Source organism: Paenibacillus sp. FSL H8-0457 (genome assembly GCF_038051935.1).
GTDB classification, from domain to species: domain Bacteria; phylum Bacillota; class Bacilli; order Paenibacillales; family Paenibacillaceae; genus Paenibacillus_AQ; species Paenibacillus_AQ lautus_A.
Genome location: NZ_CP150293.1, coordinates 3,320,887 through 3,338,443, shown reverse-complemented (window position 1 = coordinate 3,338,443; position 17,557 = coordinate 3,320,887). Strand labels below are relative to the sequence as shown.

Genomic DNA, 17,557 nt, shown 5'->3' with positions numbered 1-17,557 from the left:
AAAGCTTGGAGATCTCATATTGGGATCCCAAGCTTTTGTTGTTTGAAGCCAACATTGTTATTTCGTGAACGTTAGAAAATGGTCGGAACCATTCCCCCATCCATACGAATGGGAGAGCCTCTAAACGCGGAAGCATAAGGACTGCATAAAAATGTTGCCAATCTGCCAATCTCAATAGGCCTAATGAATCGTTGAATTTCAGATTGTGGCAGGTTTGCGGCCATGAATGCCTTCTCTTTTTCCGAAAAGGTCATATCTTCATTCGCGTATATACCCTCGATAATATGCTGCACGTTCTCGGAGAGAGTCGGTCCCGGCATGATCGTATTGACGGTAACTTCGGTTCCTCTCGTTAATTTGGACAAGCTTTTGGCCAAGGATAACAGCATGGATTTTGTCATGCAGTACTGCGGCATTTGTCCGGAAGGCATCACGGCTTCTTCACTCGCCATAAAGATAATGCGGCCAAAATCATTCTTCAGCATGCCAGGCAAATAAAATTTGGTTAATCCGTTTGCAGCAAGCACGTTGGTACGGAAGTATGTCTCCCATACCTCATCGTCAACGTCCTCGTACGACATGATTTCGTATATCCCCATATTGTTAACCAGAATATCAACATGAGGGTATTTTTCGAATAGAGCCTCCCGTTGACCGATATCCACCAAATCGGCGGTTGCCTTTTGCGGAGAGGTATTCGGAAATTTCGACTTTATTTCATGTACGGTTCGTTCAACCTCTTCATCATTTCGTCCGTTAATGAGAACATGGGCTCCCTCTCTGGCAAGTTCCATGGCAATCGCCTTGCCTATCCCTTTCGTAGAGCCTGTAACCAACGCTGTTTTATTGTTTAATTCCATATCCATAATATAAACATTTCTCCTTTGTAATCTGGATCATGATTATATTACCTTGTTTGGATAGACGGGTAACTAGCCTATGGCGCCAAAGTTCTTGCTTCTCGCGCCATTTGCAGCGCGCCAATTCGAAGGGGTATCGCCTTCCCACATGCGGAACGCGCGGTAGAATGAGTTCTGGTCTGCATAACCAATCAAAAACGCCACTTCTTTAATATCGATAGAAGGGTCTGCCAAGTACTCGATCGCCTGCTCATGTCTGGCTTGTGTCAACAGCTGCTTGTAGCTCGTGTTTTCATCTGTCAGCTTGCGCTGCAGGGTACGGTCGCTCATTCCCATTTCTTTCGCGACAACGTGAATGTCGGGGCGCCCTCCGATGAGGCAGCGTTTCAAGAACCATTTGACCATATCGGAAACGGAACGACTGTTCCGCCGTTCATCAAGCGATCGGTCCAGGGCGGGAGTCAGAATCTCCAGCAGTTCTTCATTGTAAGAGATAAAGGGACGGTCCAGATCTTGTCGAAGCAGCGAGAGCCGATTGCGTGCTGCGCCGAACCGGATTCGGCAGCCAAAAAAAGCTTCAAGAGTCTCTACATCGCCCATAGGCTCGGAAAATTCCACGAGTCGTGCCCTCAACGGTTGACCTGTCCCCCGGCGTCCGAGCTCAAGCAGATATGCCAGCGTGATTCCGACCAGCATCGGCGGACCGGTCTGCAGGCTGTTCCCCCACTCCAGATCAATCGTGCAGAGCTCGCCCTCCTCGTTGATACGCAAACCTTCAGGCGGGCAAAGCTGTTTGTACCGGGACATTCGATATAAAGCCTCGCGATAGTCACGAGCATGGTAAGTCGCTAAGACGGTTGGCGGGTACTTCGCCGTTTCAAAGACGGTTGCAAGCTCGACGATGCCTTTGGCCAGATCACCCACGAGATCGGAATACGCCTGCCAAATCGCGAAGTATTGGGCGGTGGTGACTTCCGCTCCAGTGATGATCGTAAGCGGCAAGCGCGCTTTGCGGGCCACGTCCTCAGCGTCAATCCCCAGTTGTCTTAATCCTGTCCAAAATCCCGGAGGGAGTTTAATCCGGTCGGATACATGAGACTTCATATCTATAGAACTCCTATTCATCATCGGATAGCCAAGTCACTTTGCTGGACGGTCTTTAGCCACTCCCTGGCCAACAACTGGTGTCCCGCTGCCGTAGGATGAACACCGTCCCATAACCAGTATTCCGCCGTAACGTTTTGGGCTTCTTGGTTGAATACTTCCTGCAAAGGAACAAAAAGCGTGTGATATTCCTCTGCCAGCTGCCGAACGATTGAACCGTATTCATCGATCTTGCTGCGCCATTGATCCCATCCATTCGCGGTAGCCGCCGTTTGCAAAACAAAAGGCTCGCACAGCACCAGGCCGGTTTCCGGGAGAACTTCCCTTGTTTCGCTCAGCAGCTGGCGATAGATTCGTTCGAAACGGTCTGTTGCTCCTTCGGGCTGACCTTGAATGATACGGCCTGCATCGTTCACACCTGCCAGAATACTGATGAGATCAGGCTTCAAGCTAAAGGCATCTTCGTTCCATCTTGCATACAGCTCCGATACGCGATTGCCGCTGACCCCGCGATTTATAAATAGCGGCTGGCTTTGGGCGAATTCCAATCCGAGCTGCGCTGCTATGAGATAGACGTAGCCATGTCCCAAAATATGATTAGGGTCCTGGTTTCTTCCCCAATTGCCGTCGGTTATCGAATCACCCTGAAATAATATGGTTTTTCTCTGATTCTCCATAGTCGCTATCTCCAATCTTAAATAATGAGATTGTTTAGCTATTGTACCTAATTTCCCTCTACCTTGACCAGTGTATCGAAAGCTGGTTCCTAGATTTAACAACTGAGGTTGAATTTTTATATATTATTGTTAGTTTTTTGAATAACTCACTAAAGAGAGCCCCAAGAGGTTTCGCTACTCGACATCTGATTAAGAAGAACCTCCAATTATAAAAGCAAATAAAGAAGTCGCCGATTCTGGCGACTTCTTTCGTAATATGATATAGGGATACAGGAATGACTATGGCAGCTGCCGAAATTCTTCCTCCAGAATCGACATTACAATCATGTCATGGAATGTTCCGTCCCAATATAGGTAGTCTCGCAGGGTACCTTCCCGTACGAAACCAAGCTTCTCGTAGACATGGATGGCCCGGGGATTAAACGCATATACGCCTAACTCGATACGGTGCAGACGTAAACTTTCGAACCCATAACGCAGCATAAGCTTCAAGGCCTCCGTGCCGTATCCTTTATTGCTGTGCCGACCGGAGATCGATATGCGGATATTGCCGCTGCGATTGTTGAGGTCGATTTCGTTCAGGACCACTTCTCCGATTAATTCGTCCGATTGCTTCTCCGCAATCATCATATCCAGGCGATCCTCATGGGCGTAGCCGATGTTATGAATCCAAGCCGCAATCGAATCCTTGGTGAACGTCTGCTGTGTTCCCGTTAATCGGTTAGACTCACCATCCTGCAATAATTCGAAGTATACATCAAATTCATCTTCCCTTACAGGACGGAGCACAATGCGGTCCCCTTCTATCCGTGTTTCAAGCCTTTTTTTCATTACCCTAAGCCTCCAAGTTTTTTTCCACTTATTCGAGAGATCCAAGCTAACTATAAAGTACCATGGATTCGCCGATCTGTGCAGACGATAAAACACTTATAGTTAAACTAACCTGCCTCGCAAATTCACTAAAGCGATGAGATCGGACGGGTTAACGGTTTCCGAGAAGTGAGACGATAGCCGGTTCGATCTCGAGCGGTTCGCCCAAAGAATATTAAACCAGAATTAGGGAACTTTAGATCGTATGAATCTTGTCAAAGTGAGCTGATCCCGTGGCCTTTTTTAAACGAACAAAGCAACCCCCATCGAATACAGCCCTGCTTCATCATAACGAGCAAACGAAGCAAACCGCCGAAGCCTCTCGTCTATCCGACCGCTTGGATCATAATTTACATAGAATCCGGGAACAAACCGGCCACAGCCGGGATATCATCATTCGCACCCTAAGTCATATGTTTGGAAGCGATCATACCCTAGCCGTTATTTATATCGATGGATTGGTTGATACGCTCACCATCAATCACTCGATCATGCAATCCTTAACCTCAAAGGATTACGACGAAGAGCTGCATACCTCTGACCCTGCAGAAATCTTGTCCATTATCAAAAATCGATTCTTATCCATTGGCAGCATTAGCGATTTGGAGCATATGGAGCCATTGATCTCCGCCATCCTTGAAGGCAATACTGTCATTCTCATCGACGGATCCTCTCATGGCGTTATCGCCAGCTCTATCGGAGGAGAAGAACGCGGAGTAGAAGAGCCCCAATCTCAGACCGTCGTTCGCGGCCCGAAGGAAGGTTTCACCGAAAATATCCGCACGAATACCGCCTTGATCCGTCGGAAGATTAAAAGCCCAAACCTCTGGATCGTGGATCGTAAGATTGGCCGCGTCACCCAAACGGATGTTGCCGTTATGTATTTGAATGGCATCGCCAATGATAAGATCGTACAAGAAATATTGAATCGTTTAGACCGGATCGATACCGACAGCATTCTGGAGAGCGGGTATATCGAAGAGTTTATACAAGATACAACGTTCACCCCCTTTCCTACCATCACCAATACGGAGCGACCCGATGCTATCGCCGGTGCGATCCTGGAAGGGAAAATCGCCATTTTGGTTGATGGGACACCGTTTGCGCTGATTGCTCCCATCACCATATTCAAATTGTTTCAATCGAGCGAAGACTACTACCAAAAGTTCGATATCGCCACTTTTTTGCGCCTGTTGCGCATCATTTCCTTTGTGGTGTCGATGCTTCTTCCTTCGCTTTATATTGCCATCTCCACATTCCATCAAGAAATGCTACCAACGACCCTGCTAATCAGCCTTGCAGCACAGCGGGAAGGCATCCCTTTTCCCGCCGTTGTCGAGGCCTTGGCCATGGAAATTACGTTCGAAGTATTAAGGGAAGCCGGTGTGCGCATGCCCAGGGCGATGGGTTCTGCGATATCCATCGTAGGCGCATTAGTACTGGGTCAAGCCGCTGTACAGGCAGGTTTAGTGTCTGCTGCCATGGTGATCATCGTTGCATTTACCGCCATCGCGAGCTTTGTTGCGCCTTCCGTGAGCATAGCCAACTCCGCCAGACTGCTCCGATTCGGTTTTATGATATTGGCGGCAACTTTAGGGCTCTTTGGGATTATGGCAGGATTACTTGCCATGCTGATCCACCTAGCCGGCTTGCGATCATTCGGTTTGCCGTATCTTACGCCGTTCGCTCCATTTATCCCGTTAGACCAAAAAGACGTGCTGGTGCGAGTTCCATGGTGGGCCATGGTGACAAGACCCACCTTAATCAATCGTAAAAACGCGAAACGGCAAAAAATGAACCAGCGTCCATCACCTTCCGATGGTAACAAATAGTATACAAATGGTATAAGTCGGAGGTGAAGAACAGATGAACCGGAAGCTTAAACTCCTGATTCTCATGATGACCGCCTCGTTGCTTCTCAACGGTTGCTGGGACAGTAAAGAGTTAAACTCGCTTAGCATTGTCTCGGCGACGTCCATAGACCGCAGCGAAGACGAATGGATCATCTCCTTCCAAGTCGTCATTCCGCAGTCCATCGCCACCCAGACCGGTGGTGGATCGGGGGGAAGTCAATCTCCGATCACCATCTTCTCCACCAGGGGCAAGACCATTCGCGAAGCCATGCAGAATGCGAATTTAGAAGCGCCGCGCGCGTTGTTTTTCGCCCATAACTCCATATTGATTATTAATGAACAAGTCGTTCGGAACGCAGGCGTACAACAAATCCTTGATTTTTTCCTCCGTCCCATGGAAAGCCGGGAAACCATGTCGGTTCTGCTGACCAAGGACAAAGCCTCCAATCTGTTGGAAGTGCTTATTCCTTTGGAGAAAATATCGGGCAATGCGATTCAACGGGTCATTACGCAAGGGCAAGAAAATCTGTCCCAGGTGAAAAATATTAAATTGATCGATTTTGCATCCATGGTCGCCAATCCGTACCAAAGCGCCATGGCACCCGAGTTGAGAGTGTCCGGCAATCAAGAGGAGCAATCCACCTTGGATGCCTTAAAGTCGACCCGCAATCAAGCGGTACTCAAACTTGGGGATTTAGGCGTATTTCGGGGAGACAGACTTGTCGGATGGATGAAGCGAAGAGAAAGCAGAGGCGTCGCTTGGCTTTCGAACAGCGTCAAAAACCTGATCATTGTTACCCCATGCAGCGATCAAGACGCAACCCGATTATCGAGTTACCGCGTCACCCATTCCTCGACTCGGGTAGATCCCAAAATGGTCAACGGTTCAGTCAACATGATGGTCCATATTCAAACCAATGGGGCTCTTGATGAAACCAGCTGTACGATGGATTTGACGAAACCAGAAGTCATTTCGAAACTCGAGGAAGCGATAGCCGAGCAGATCAAGGAAGAAGTTTTGGCTACGTGGAAAAGGATGAAGGATTTGAATGTGGATGTTGTTGGTTTTTTGGATATGATTCACAGAAGATATCCGGCAGCCAGCAAACGCCTTTCAAAGTTGGAGGATCCGCTTCAGGAGCTGGAACTCGACCTGAATATTGAAGTCAACGTGGAGCATACGAATATGATCAATAAACCCTTCTCGAATCTGATTGAACCCAATAAATAGACCGCAAACGATACCTATAACAAGGAGATCCCCAATGGAGAAGATCGGTAAATACCAAATCATAACCATGACCATCTTGTTTATGATCGGCAGCACCCCTTTGTATGAGCTGGGGATTGAAGCTAAACAAGATGCTTGGCTGGTCGTGCTGGTTGCCATGCTCGCGGGATTGCTGCTGTTGTGCGTCTACCTCTATATCCAGAACAAAAATTCGGAGCATGCACTTCCCCAAATTCTAAATCGGCATTTCGGGAAATATTTGGGCTCCCTTATTACTGCAGCCTATATCGTTTATTTTGCGTATGAATCCATGCGAAATACCCGCGAGTTCGCGGACATCATCAATATCTCCTTTCTCCCCAGCACACCGCTGTTCATCCTGATTCTCTTGATGGTCTTGCTGTCCGGTTATGCCGTTTGGAAAGGCATTGAGGTATTCTTTCGCGTCACGGAATTTCTGCTTCCTTTTACGATGATCGGATATATCTTGATCGTTCTTATGTTCATCGGTTCGAAGATCATTCACCTTGACCGCCTTATGCCCATGCTTGAAAACGGAATCCAGCCGGTGCTGCAAGCAGCTTTGCCGGAGGTGATCAGTTTTCCGTTCGGTCAAATCGTGGTCTTTCTCATGTTTTGGAGTCATCTCGATGACAAGAAAACGCTGTCCAAGACATCCTTGTCTTCCTACATATTCGTGGGCATCTTTTTAATGATATTCAACATTTTAAACCTTGCTATATTGGATCCCTCCATAACGAGCATATCTACTTTTCCGCTGCTTCGGTCTGTTCGTCTCATCGAAATCGCCGATTTTTTGGAGCGTTTGGACCCGTTGATCATCTTGCTGATCTATATCGGCATTTTCGTAAAAATGACCGCATTCTACCTCGGTGCCGTACTCGGTCTCTCCAGCCTGATCAAAATCAGCCATAAAAAAACCACCATGATCGTGGGTGCTTTCATTTTTACCATATCGTTCACTTCGCCGAACTTTATTTATCATATCTGGATCGGGTTCGCTCAAAATTTGAAATACCACTTTCCCATCTTTCAGATCGGACTGCCATTGCTTCTTGCTTTGATTATATTAATCAAAGGAGGCCGTTCATCCAAATCCGGCTGATCGGTGGATTGAGTCAATATGGATGTTCATCATAAAAAAGCCGCGATTGTTCGCGGCTGTTTAAGCGTGTCACTTAGAGGAATAAGACTCACAACCATCCATAGCCTTTTGTTCGGAGACTGTGGCAGGTAACCATCCTTCCAGCATTGCTCCTCCCTTCGGATGGTTGCTGACGGTTATTTCACCTCCGTGCCGCCTTATGATTCTTTGTGTAATCGTCAGCCCTAAACCGCTCCCTCCAGTTGATCGGCTTCGAGACGCTTCCCCACGGTACAAGGGTTCAAAAACGCGCTCCAGGTCTTCCGAGGAGAAGCCCGGTCCGGTATCTCGTATGGTAAACCTGATCCGGTTGCCGTCCTTACAGCATTGCACAGCAATTTCACCATCCAGAGGTGTATGTCTGACGGCATTGTCCATGAGATTATTCATAGCGCGCTCCAATAAATGCGTATCGCCGCTTAGTAGACAATCGCCCATGAATTGTGCGGTAAAGGCAATATGCTTGTCAGCCGCAAGCGGCCGCAGGCTGTCCATCGAATTCTGGATAACATCTCTCAAATCAACGAGGCTGCGGCTAAGTTCCGCCTCCAAATATTCCATCCTCGTAAATGTGAAAAGATCCTCCACAAGACGATCCAACTGCACCGATTTTTCCTTGCATACCGCTACGTATTTGGCGACCATTTGCGGGGATTGAGCGATTCCTTGTTCCAAGCCATCCAAATAACCCCGCAACGCAAACAACGGCGTCCGCAAATCATGCGCAACGGCAGCAATCACGAATCGGCGTTCCTGTTCCAATTCGGCTTGTTTTTGATAGGATTTCTCAAGCCCCTTCACCATCACTTCGAATCCATCGCGTACTTCGGCGATTTCGGTGACCCTGGATGAGGGCAACCGCGCCTTCCAATCGCCTGTCGCGATTTGTCTGGCTGCATTCCCCATCTTCTCAAGCGGTTTGAGCACGAACCGTCTCATTCCCATTCCGACAATCAAGATAGCAAGCAGCAGTCCTGCAAAAGCCGACATGACCTGTTTTTCATTGGTTCTTGGCAAATACAGAGTTACCCTACCCAGCAATTGACCATCCTTGATGACGGAGAATCGTTCCGTTGACAACGACGTACCGCTGCGTTCCGGATTAGACCGATACAGCTCCCGCTCTTCCGCGGATTGAATAAGAACATCCATTTTCGCTTCATGGAGCGCCGTTTTCAATTGATTTTGCCAAGCCGGTTCCGTCCATTGGCCGGAGCCTGCTTCAATGAAGTGTATCATTTCCGATAAATTACTTTGCATCGTCTCATTTTGCAGACGCCCTTTTTCGAAGCTGAGCGTCTTGGTCTCCATAAAATGGGCAGTGACAAAAAAGATCCACGGTAACAGAAGGATAAAGAAAAAGCAAAGCATGGTAAAGGTTCGAATGCGCAGCTTCTTCATGTCAACGACCCTCAAAGCGATAGCCTACTCCCCACACGTTAACGAGGAATTGCGGCTGGTTCGGATCGGCTTCGATTTTCTCGCGCAGCCGGCTGAGATGGACGCGGATCGTATGCCTGTCGCCCACCCCGTCCCAAAATTTCGCAAGCAGCTGGTCATAGGTGAAAACATGTCTAGGATGCTCGGCGAATACTCGCAGCAGTTCGAACTCCTTCGGCGTGAGCACGACGTTATTGCCATCCACGACCACTTCCCTTGTGGACAAATTCAACCGGAGGCGGCCGTAATCCAACACCCGCTCCTCCATTGGCCGCCGGGTCGCGGAGCGCCGCAGTACGGCTTTCACGCGGGCAACGATCTCCGCGGGAGAAGCCGTTTTGACGATATAATCGTCGCCGCCGAGCGTCAGCCCCCGGATTTTGTCCACGTCGTCGCTGCGGGCACTCAAAAAGAGAATCGGAACAGGACTTTCCGCCCGAATCCGGCGGCACAGCTCAAATCCATTTTGTCCCGGCATCATGATGTCCAGAACCATGCACTGAATGGGATGCTGTTGGAATATGGCCCACGCCTCCTCCGCATCACAAGCAGTCTTCACGTGAAAGCTGTCATTCTCAAGAAAGTCCCTTAATAGTTCGACGATGCTTTGGTCATCGTCTACAACGAGTATCGTATTGTCTCCGCTCATGCAAATCCCACCTTTGCCATCTAGTTTATCATTTTTTTTGCAGGAACTGACGAGAGCCCATGAATTGTGATGGTTTGTTTATACTTTTGTGACCTTTTTACGACTTCGTTTGAGATATTCGCTTGTTATGCTTCTATTTGCGAACACGGACGGGCTTCATTCGGAGGTCGTCCGGGCAATCCATGTTAAAGGGAGGTTATCTTATGGGATTGGAAAACGACGGGTTTTCGTTTTTTCCTTTCGGCGTTTTGTTTTGTCTCACGCTTTTTAGTATAGCAGCTGTTCGGATCTACGCGATTCGCCATCGCTACAAAGACGACAGTCTGCAGGACAGGGACATCGCATTGATTCTGAAGAGCCGATTGGCAAAGGGTGAGCTGGACGAGAAGGAATATCGCATGCTGAAAGAGCTTGTAACCCAATAAAGACGGGAGGATTTATATTGCTAACTGTACAAATCGTGTTATTTGATGGTTTCGACCTGCTGGATGCCATTGCGCCTTACGAGGTTTTTTGCGCGGCAGCGTTGTATGCAGAACATGAGTTAAGCGTGGAATTGGTCACGGCTGAAGGGTCAAGGGCTGTGGCTAGCGGCGTTAACGGATTAAAAATTGAAGCGAGCGGCCGACTGAATCCGGAATGCGCGGGCATCATTCTCGTACCGGGAGCGTCGGGCGAGGTCGACGGTGATGGCCCCGATTCGATCCCAGCTATTTTGGGCCGGGCAATGAATACCGAATTGACCGGTATGATCGGGCAGGCGCTCGACCGGCAGGACATCGTAGTCGCTACCGTATGCGGCGGCTCTCTGCTGCTGGCCATGAGCGGACTATTGGAAGGGAGATCTGCGGTAACGCATCACCTCGGCATGGACTTGCTTGGTGCAACCGGGGCAGTCCCGATTAAGGCACGGGTCGTGGACGACGGCAGCCTCGTTACCGGGGGCGGTGTCACATCCGGGCTTGATGTGGCACTGTACTTGGTTGAACGGGAACTCGGACCGCGCATCGCGCACGCGGTAGAGCAGTTATTCGAGTACGAGCGAAGAGGGACGGTTTGGAAGGGGATCGGCCTGGCACCAAGCACGCAGAAATCTTTGCCGGACGATAACGAACCGAACGCAGCAGCGAACCATGGGATGTTGACTAACCCAGCCTCGGGTTACCAACTCACGCAGGCTTCTATGTTCGAAGGGGATTGGGATACGATCATCGCTACGCCTGTCGGAAAAATGGAAGTCAGGCTTTCCATATCGGCAAGGAACGACATCATCGAAGGTACGGCAACGCAAGGAGATGAAACCATCCAATTCAGGAGCCCGGTGCTCCAGAACGGCAAGCTGGCCTGGTCGCTTCCCATCACGAAGCCCATGCGCCTGAACCTGAAATTCGAAGTTACCGCGGACGGAGATGTTATGACCGGATCCGCCAAGGCCGGCATGCTGCCGGCATCCAAATTAACCGGAACACGGGTTTCTTAAGATTCGGAGGTTGTGGAACTGCATGAAGAAACGGAAATCATTATACCGGCTGCTGGCCTGTGTCAGCCTTGTATTTATTCTATACGCCCTGGTCAAAAACTATTGGATCGATCCCGGTGCTGCTGGTTTTTTAAGCCGTAAAACCGGGCTGAAGCGGGAGCTGAATCTTCCGGTCTGGTTGAATGTCATGTACGTTCATGTTGGATTTGCATGTCTGGCCATGGCGTCGGGCTTGATCAACTTTTCCAATCGTATGTTTGAAAAAAGCCGCAGGTTCCATCGTTTCAACGGCTACGTCTACCTCGTGTCCGTACTGCTGGTTGTCCTCACCTCCGGATATATGGCGCCTTACGCCACCGGCGGAAAAATCAGCAGCATGGGATTCAACGCGCTCAATCTGATCTGGCTGTTTGTCACCATGACGGCGCTCATCCAAATCAAGAGGAAACGAATCGACCGGCACCGGAACTGGATGATTCGGAGTTACGCCTTCTGCTTCACGAACCTGTTGATTCATCTTATCACTTCTCTTGTTCATCAGGGTTTCGGCATGGTTTACGCCACAAGCTACACCATTGGCCTTTACGGCTCTATTGCGCTGCTGATCGTTATTCCTGAAATCATCATCAGAACGAAACGAACCGAAAAAAACGAACTCATTCCTTGATTGGAATGGTTCGTTTTATTTTCGAATTCGATCGATGCGTTCATATTTCTTTTACCATAGCTCGCTCATCATTTTTGGGTTTTTATTGGGATAGATACCGTTTGATCATAGGTTTTAATGTAACGGTATCCATCCAGCAGCAGGAATTCCGGCCTATTCGTTGTGTCAAATGAATATGTCTGCTCCCATAGGATATTGCCGTTTTTCAAATCCCAAGGACGTGATCTGGATATGGACGATACAGGAACCTTCTTCCCGCCCGTTTGTACGGATAATTGATCCTTCTCCAAGATGGTAAATTGTTTTCTGGCTATCACGATGTCATAACCGGCATCGGTTTTCGTGACGCTTCGTATCCATAACTTTTCATTGCCAACCTGAATCGATTGATCAGACGGTGACGCAAGGGAGATGGGTTCTGCTACTTTCTGATATCCATCGAAGGTTTTAAGAACGATTTCAATCGTCTCTATTTGATCCGTAGGAAGGACGTCGTATTCCAGTTCAAATCCTGGGATGCCCTTTTCGGCGTATCGATCCGACCGCATTCCCCAAAATTTCACTTCCGTGCCATTGACATAAAGCTTGGTTTTGCCAGGAAATCTGGGAAATCCCTCGTCCTCAAATTCGTAATGACCCTTCACGATGGTAGAAGTTGGTGAAGCCGTAATCGAGTCATAGTGGACAGTCCCCTGATCAACCGAAACGGATTTTGAAATATCCTCCTTAATCATACTCTTCATCGCTTTGTTCGCTTCAAACTTGAAGGAGACCGAATAAGCTGACCTCTCCCCGTTATCCAGCCACTCACTGAAGGTAACGGTTAATGTTCTGGAAAATGGGCTGACCGGCTCGAATTTATACACGCCCTCGTACCGAGTCTCGTCTTTGCTATAATTGCCGCTTCCTTCTTTCGGACGGGAATCCGTCATGAAGCCTTGTATTCCACCAACGTTGTAACGAAAAGAACCATTGTCGGAAAGCACGCTGCCGGCGGGTCGATCGATACTGTAATACATAAGAAATGCGTTATCGTCCGCGATGACTCCATTAATGGTTATGACCGTACCGTCATCCAGCGTTTTGCTTTTGCCGACCGTTTGTCCATACCCTTGCTCCGTAACTTCAGCAAAGCTAAGTGAGTTCAGCTCGATTTTATCCAGCAGCTTTACGCCATAGTAAGCAAACGCAGGATATTGATAGGTACCGACAATCAGGAGCAGTGCCGCGGCTATGGATGCGGCCCATGTAAAAGCTCGATTCCGGTCCTTTTTCTTGGCGGGAACTAGCTCAAGCGCATGCCGCAGTCGCCCTTCAAGTTCTGGCGGGGCCTGTACGGAATTCAGGGTCTGCTGATGCTCCTGCAGCTTCTCCTCGATCGTTCTCATGGCGATCACCTCCGATCATGACTTTCAGTTTCAGTATGCCTTGCGAAATTCTTGATTTGATCGTGCCGATCGGTGCACCGGTCATATCCGCTATGGTCTGATACGGCAAATCATGCACGTAGCGGAGCTCAATCGCTTCTCGCTGCCTTGGATTCAGATGAGATAGCAGCACCTGCATATCCATCTCTGACTCCGCATAGCGATAGGGATTATCGTCGGTTAAAGTATTAAAAGCAGTTTCCTGATCGTCTCCCAGCGGAAGAAATCGTTCCTTTTTTCGGAGTAGTGTTTTGCAGCGGTTCACTAGAATCGTTTTGCTCCAGCTATAAAAGGCTTCGTTCTTTTGCAACTGATCCAGCTTTTCATACAGCGTAACGATCATGTCTTCCATGGCATCCATCGCGTCATGCTCATTTCCCATGTAGCTGTAGGCTAGACGATAATAAGCGTCCTGATCGGCTATGATCAGCTGTAATAGAGCTTCCTTATTTCCTCGTTTGGCTTGTTTCACAAGACGGCTTACTCGCATATTCTCCCCCTCTCTCATTTATAAGAGCTAGAAGCAATGATAAAAGTTCATTCCGCACAAAAAAACTCCACACCATACACAGGGTAAACGTTTGCCTATCCCTGTGCGGGTGCGGAGACCAATGAATCCAAATAGAAACTAACCAAGGTCGAAGCTTAATGGAGCTTAGACGTATTCTGTTTTTGCGTTATTTTCAGTTTCTCCGGGGTAACGTCTTCACCATTCGGGTCCACAACTTTCAGCGTAGACATGGTCGAGAGAACCTGCCCTCGGATGGCTTGCAAATATTCCTGACGAAGCTGCTGCTGCTCAGTGTATTCTTCTTGGCTCAGACCTTCGCTCTTCTGCTTGCGGCTCAGTTCATTAATTCTATGCAATGAAGGTATGGTCATGGTTATCTTTCATCCTTCCGTATAACAAGTTGTAACAGACAGTTTACTGTAAATAACCTGCGGTTGCAACTAATCCAAGGAAACCATGCCAAGATGCGAATGGATTTTCCAGTCAAATCAAAAAAGCCGCCCATTTGGCGGCTCCTTAAGCTTTAGGCAAACCTATCGAAAATTGATGGGGAAAGCCCGGTAACCCCTTGAACATGAGGACACCCTCACTGACTAAAAACCAGATTCTGTACACGATATAAGAATAACTTACGAATTGACGTGACATTTCCAATATGCTGAATACGACGTCCCCTGCTTTAACCAGATCACCAGAATGGTGCTGCTCTTGCAGTTCAGCGACCGTTTGTAAGATAAGCGCATCCATTCGATTCTCTTCGCAGCCGATGACCCTGTCCTCTTCCCAGAATCGAAGGACATGATCTTGTCCTGCCAGCTCCAGCCATTCGGATTCGTACCGTCTCCTTAGATCCGAGTCCAGCGGAATCCCATCACCGTAACTTTTGACGATTTCGATGTAGGTCCCTCGCTCGATGAGTGCCTGCGAAAACGGAGCATCATCGTGTCCCGAATCTTTGAGAATTTGCGTGACATTCACCACATGAACGGGGCGTTTCCGCTCCCTCAGCAAGTACGATGCAAAGCGAAGCCCGGTTTGATCATGGGCGTTATCCGCGCACCATATGACCACGGTCTTGCTCTCCGGTATGGTTTTTAGCGTTTCTATCATGCGCTCGATTTGGTGTTCCAGATTGCTCGTATAAGAAAAGTAGTAATCTCTGTCATGTTCCATCAACCAGATTAGCCTGCGCTGCTGCCCTTCCGCTGTGCTTAAATCCCTGATAGGGCCAGTGGAAAAGCATTCATTAAATGCCAATACGCGGGATTTCTCCCGATTCCCCACTTGACTGAGCGCTACTTTTAATGAACCGGCATTCGAGAGGCTGAAAATGATATGAACATGCGTTTGGAGATTCTCCTCCTGCAGCCGCTCATGTTGAACGATCTCTGCATGGTGTTCGATCAGCTTGTACAATCGCTCAGCAGCCCTTTTCTCTTCATGCCCGCCGTTCGTGGCATCCTGGACCGCTGTGTTCAGCAACCGACGGAGTAAAAGCCAATTCTCTCTTTCCCCAAACCCTTGCAATTTCTCGTATAGCTTATCGATAAGGATCCCTCCGAAGCGAAGTTCAACTGTTTCGTCACTCCTTGTTAGTCGAGCAGCTGCCGCGTTTGGAAGCAGCATCCAATACCGATTGGATCGTTTGCTCCTCCAAGTATTGATTCAACTGCCGTTCCGCACCGTCCATCACCTGTTTGACCAGACATACGCAAGCACCCGGCTTGTCTTCGTTCCTGTCGCTAGGTTTCTCTTCAGTCAACAATCGATGCTGCTGCGATTTGAGATTGGAGCATTCAAACAGCTGCTGCCTTCCTTCGATCACTTGGATCACTTCTAAAAATGTAATCTGCCGGGCCGGCTTTGCCAGCTCATAACCACCGTTTACCCCCGGCACGGCACGCACGATTCCGTCCTGTCTCAGCTTGGACATGATTTTGGACAAATAGCTTTCCGAAACGCCTAGTGTCGCAGACAGCTCCTTGATTCCGATGTTGTGGTCACGCTCCGATTGAGCCAGATGAATTAAGGCGTGCAGAGCATAATCAACGCTTTTGGAAAACTGTATGGCGGTTTCCTCCTTTGCTTTATTTTATTTACCATAGACCCATGATATCCATTATATTGTTTCAGTTTCTTATTTGCAATGAATCCGCGAGGGTCAGAATAAATCATGGTGACCAGAATCGAACATGAAAAAGCCGCCAAAACGGCGGCTTCGCAAGCGCAGCTTCATACGCTTCTATAAATCTCGGTTAATGTTTATCAAGGTTACGCCTCCTATTCATCAATAGGCACGCCTTGTTATTTGGACATACGGCCATCATTCGAAGGATCGTATAACCCCGATGTGTTCTTGAACCATTCGAATATATGGGTTACGCAAACCTTGAGAACAGCGTAGCCGGGAACCGCCAACAGAATGCCGACAACGCCGAACAGATTACCGGCTGTCAGTATGACAAAGATAATCGTAATGGGATGAATCTTGAGCGTTTTGCCCATAATTTGCGGAGAGATGAATTTGCCCTCGATCAGCTGCACGATCGTCCATACCGCTACCATCTTCAGCAGCATTACCGGAGAAGTGACCAGAGCCACAATCAACGCGGGCGTGATCGCAATGGCAGGCCCCAAATAGGGGACTACGCTGGTGAACGAGGCGATAATGGCAAGAATAAGCGCGTAATCCAGGCCGATGATCATGTACCCGATGTACAGCAGAATACCGATGCAGACACTGACAATAATCTGACCGCGGATGAACGAACTGATCTGGTGATTGATATCCTGAAGCACATGCAGGATCCCCGAACGACTCTGGGTCGGCAGGTACGACAAGATTTTCCGAGGAAGCTTTTTGCCGTCTTTCAGCATATAGAACAGGACAAAAGGAACCGTAATGATCGACAACACGATTTCCGTAAACGCGCCAAGAAAACCGCCTACCTTGCTCCATGTCGAGTTCAGGATTTCGGTTGCTTTCTGCGTTATCGTGCCCCACCACTCCTGGGAGTTGATGTTCACGGCCTCCTGCAGCTGACTATACAACTGGCTGCCGGTAAGCTCTTCGAACTGCTGCCTGACCTTCTCGCTGTATGTCGGGAAATTGTCAATGAGACTCATAATCTGGGTGCGGAGCACCGGAATGACCGCCAGCACCACAACCGTTAAAATTCCGGCAATCAACAGATATAATATCAGGATGGACCATCCGCGTTTGATTTTCCTTCTTTCCAACATATCCACCAAGGGATTCAGCAAATAATACAGGATTCCGGATAAAATGATCGGCAGTACGATCGTCTTGATCAAAACCGCGATCGGATGCAGCACAAACGAGATTTTGCTTAATACCATGATGTTTAAACCGACCAGCAACAGAACAAGCAAAAGCAGCACAAACTTATTGTTAAGAAAAAAGCGCTTGAACCGATCCGGCCAAATGCGAGGTTGCTCCATATATGTCCTCCCTTATTTAGGTTTATCGATTCCAGACACAAAACTTGCATTGATGCAAGCTACTCATGGCGTCGAGATCATCGAGCATAGCTTCGCTGACTCCATTCTTTTAACTATAATGTTTCTTCAGGGCACATGTCCAGTCAACCCAGGGCCAGCGT

General features: G+C 48.6%; 18 protein-coding genes. 6 read left to right on the top strand and 12 right to left on the bottom strand.

Annotation, left to right across the window (positions count from 1 at the left end):
- Positions 1-71: 71 nt before the first annotated feature.
- The 4 genes from MHI43_RS14850 to MHI43_RS14835 all read right to left on the bottom strand — a co-directional run bounded on the left by MHI43_RS14850 (position 72) and on the right by MHI43_RS14835 (position 3,472).
- Positions 72-866, bottom strand: coding sequence for an SDR family oxidoreductase (locus MHI43_RS14850; RefSeq protein ID WP_036663126.1), 795 nt, complete (start codon positions 864-866; stop codon positions 72-74).
- Between the two features lie 66 nt (positions 867-932).
- Positions 933-1,964 carry an AraC family transcriptional regulator gene (locus MHI43_RS14845; protein ID WP_036663127.1) on the bottom strand — a complete coding sequence of 344 codons (1,032 nt, stop codon included), beginning with the start codon at positions 1,962-1,964 and terminating at the stop codon, positions 933-935.
- A gap of 20 nt (positions 1,965-1,984) precedes the next feature.
- A complete protein-coding gene (locus tag MHI43_RS14840; protein ID WP_015735140.1) occupies positions 1,985-2,641 on the bottom strand; it encodes an SGNH/GDSL hydrolase family protein in 657 nt (218 codons plus the stop codon).
- A gap of 279 nt (positions 2,642-2,920) precedes the next feature.
- Entirely contained in the window at positions 2,921-3,472 is a 552-nt protein-coding gene (locus MHI43_RS14835) for a GNAT family protein (RefSeq protein ID WP_015735139.1), read from the bottom strand.
- Positions 3,473-3,924: 452 nt separating this feature from the next.
- Between MHI43_RS14835 and MHI43_RS14830 the strand changes: the two genes are divergently transcribed.
- From MHI43_RS14830 to MHI43_RS14820, 3 genes are read left to right on the top strand one after another with little or no spacing between them, the layout of a single operon-like run.
- On the top strand, positions 3,925-5,343 hold the full coding sequence (locus MHI43_RS14830; RefSeq protein WP_235201798.1) for a spore germination protein: 1,419 nt from the start codon (positions 3,925-3,927) through the stop codon (positions 5,341-5,343).
- Between the two features lie 34 nt (positions 5,344-5,377).
- Positions 5,378-6,595, top strand: coding sequence for a Ger(x)C family spore germination protein (locus tag MHI43_RS14825; protein ID WP_036663128.1), 1,218 nt, complete (start codon positions 5,378-5,380; stop codon positions 6,593-6,595).
- Between the two features lie 34 nt (positions 6,596-6,629).
- Positions 6,630-7,721: a GerAB/ArcD/ProY family transporter gene (locus tag MHI43_RS14820; protein WP_036663134.1), complete on the top strand. Its 1,092-nt coding sequence runs from the start codon at positions 6,630-6,632 to the stop codon at positions 7,719-7,721.
- Between the two features lie 69 nt (positions 7,722-7,790).
- On the opposite strand, the gene MHI43_RS14815 is transcribed toward MHI43_RS14820, so the two are convergent.
- Together MHI43_RS14815 and MHI43_RS14810 are read right to left on the bottom strand one after the other, a co-directional pair.
- The gene (locus MHI43_RS14815; protein ID WP_015735135.1) at positions 7,791-9,161 is read right to left on the bottom strand and encodes a HAMP domain-containing sensor histidine kinase; all 1,371 of its coding nucleotides are present in this window, start codon (positions 9,159-9,161) and stop codon (positions 7,791-7,793) included.
- 1 nt (position 9,162) lies between these two features.
- Complete coding sequence (locus MHI43_RS14810; RefSeq protein ID WP_015735134.1) at positions 9,163-9,849, bottom strand: response regulator transcription factor; 687 nt, start codon at positions 9,847-9,849, stop codon at positions 9,163-9,165.
- 203 nt (positions 9,850-10,052) lie between these two features.
- Here MHI43_RS14810 and MHI43_RS14805 point away from each other — a divergent pair, with 203 nt between their 5' ends.
- Genes MHI43_RS14805 through MHI43_RS14795 form a run of 3 tightly spaced genes read left to right on the top strand, consistent with a single transcriptional unit; the run spans position 10,053 to position 11,996 of the window.
- Positions 10,053-10,274 (top strand): hypothetical protein, encoded by a 222-nt coding sequence (locus MHI43_RS14805; protein ID WP_036663142.1) that lies wholly within the window; start codon positions 10,053-10,055, stop codon positions 10,272-10,274.
- 17 nt (positions 10,275-10,291) lie between these two features.
- Positions 10,292-11,329: a DJ-1/PfpI family protein gene (locus MHI43_RS14800; RefSeq protein WP_036663147.1), complete on the top strand. Its 1,038-nt coding sequence runs from the start codon at positions 10,292-10,294 to the stop codon at positions 11,327-11,329.
- A gap of 22 nt (positions 11,330-11,351) precedes the next feature.
- Positions 11,352-11,996 carry a DUF2306 domain-containing protein gene (locus MHI43_RS14795; protein ID WP_036663149.1) on the top strand — a complete coding sequence of 215 codons (645 nt, stop codon included), beginning with the start codon at positions 11,352-11,354 and terminating at the stop codon, positions 11,994-11,996.
- A gap of 68 nt (positions 11,997-12,064) precedes the next feature.
- Here MHI43_RS14795 and MHI43_RS14790 read toward each other — a convergent pair whose 3' ends face one another.
- The 6 genes from MHI43_RS14790 to MHI43_RS14765 form a co-directional block, all read right to left on the bottom strand.
- Positions 12,065-13,384 (bottom strand): DUF4179 domain-containing protein, encoded by a 1,320-nt coding sequence (locus tag MHI43_RS14790; protein WP_036663150.1) that lies wholly within the window; start codon positions 13,382-13,384, stop codon positions 12,065-12,067.
- Positions 13,311-13,913 carry a sigma-70 family RNA polymerase sigma factor gene (locus tag MHI43_RS14785; protein WP_036663152.1) on the bottom strand — a complete coding sequence of 201 codons (603 nt, stop codon included), beginning with the start codon at positions 13,911-13,913 and terminating at the stop codon, positions 13,311-13,313. Before MHI43_RS14785 ends, MHI43_RS14790 begins: the two co-directional genes overlap by 74 nt.
- A 155-nt stretch (positions 13,914-14,068) precedes the next feature.
- Positions 14,069-14,305 carry a DUF896 domain-containing protein gene (locus tag MHI43_RS14780; RefSeq protein WP_015735128.1) on the bottom strand — a complete coding sequence of 79 codons (237 nt, stop codon included), beginning with the start codon at positions 14,303-14,305 and terminating at the stop codon, positions 14,069-14,071.
- A 145-nt stretch (positions 14,306-14,450) separates the two neighbouring features.
- Positions 14,451-15,416, bottom strand: a complete 966-nt coding sequence (locus MHI43_RS14775) for a DUF1835 domain-containing protein (protein WP_235201799.1) — start codon at positions 15,414-15,416, stop codon at positions 14,451-14,453.
- A gap of 100 nt (positions 15,417-15,516) precedes the next feature.
- Positions 15,517-16,002 (bottom strand): Rrf2 family transcriptional regulator, encoded by a 486-nt coding sequence (locus MHI43_RS14770; protein WP_015735125.1) that lies wholly within the window; start codon positions 16,000-16,002, stop codon positions 15,517-15,519.
- Between the two features lie 236 nt (positions 16,003-16,238).
- Complete coding sequence (locus MHI43_RS14765) at positions 16,239-17,396, bottom strand: AI-2E family transporter (protein WP_036663155.1); 1,158 nt, start codon at positions 17,394-17,396, stop codon at positions 16,239-16,241.
- Positions 17,397-17,557: the final 161 nt, after the last annotated feature.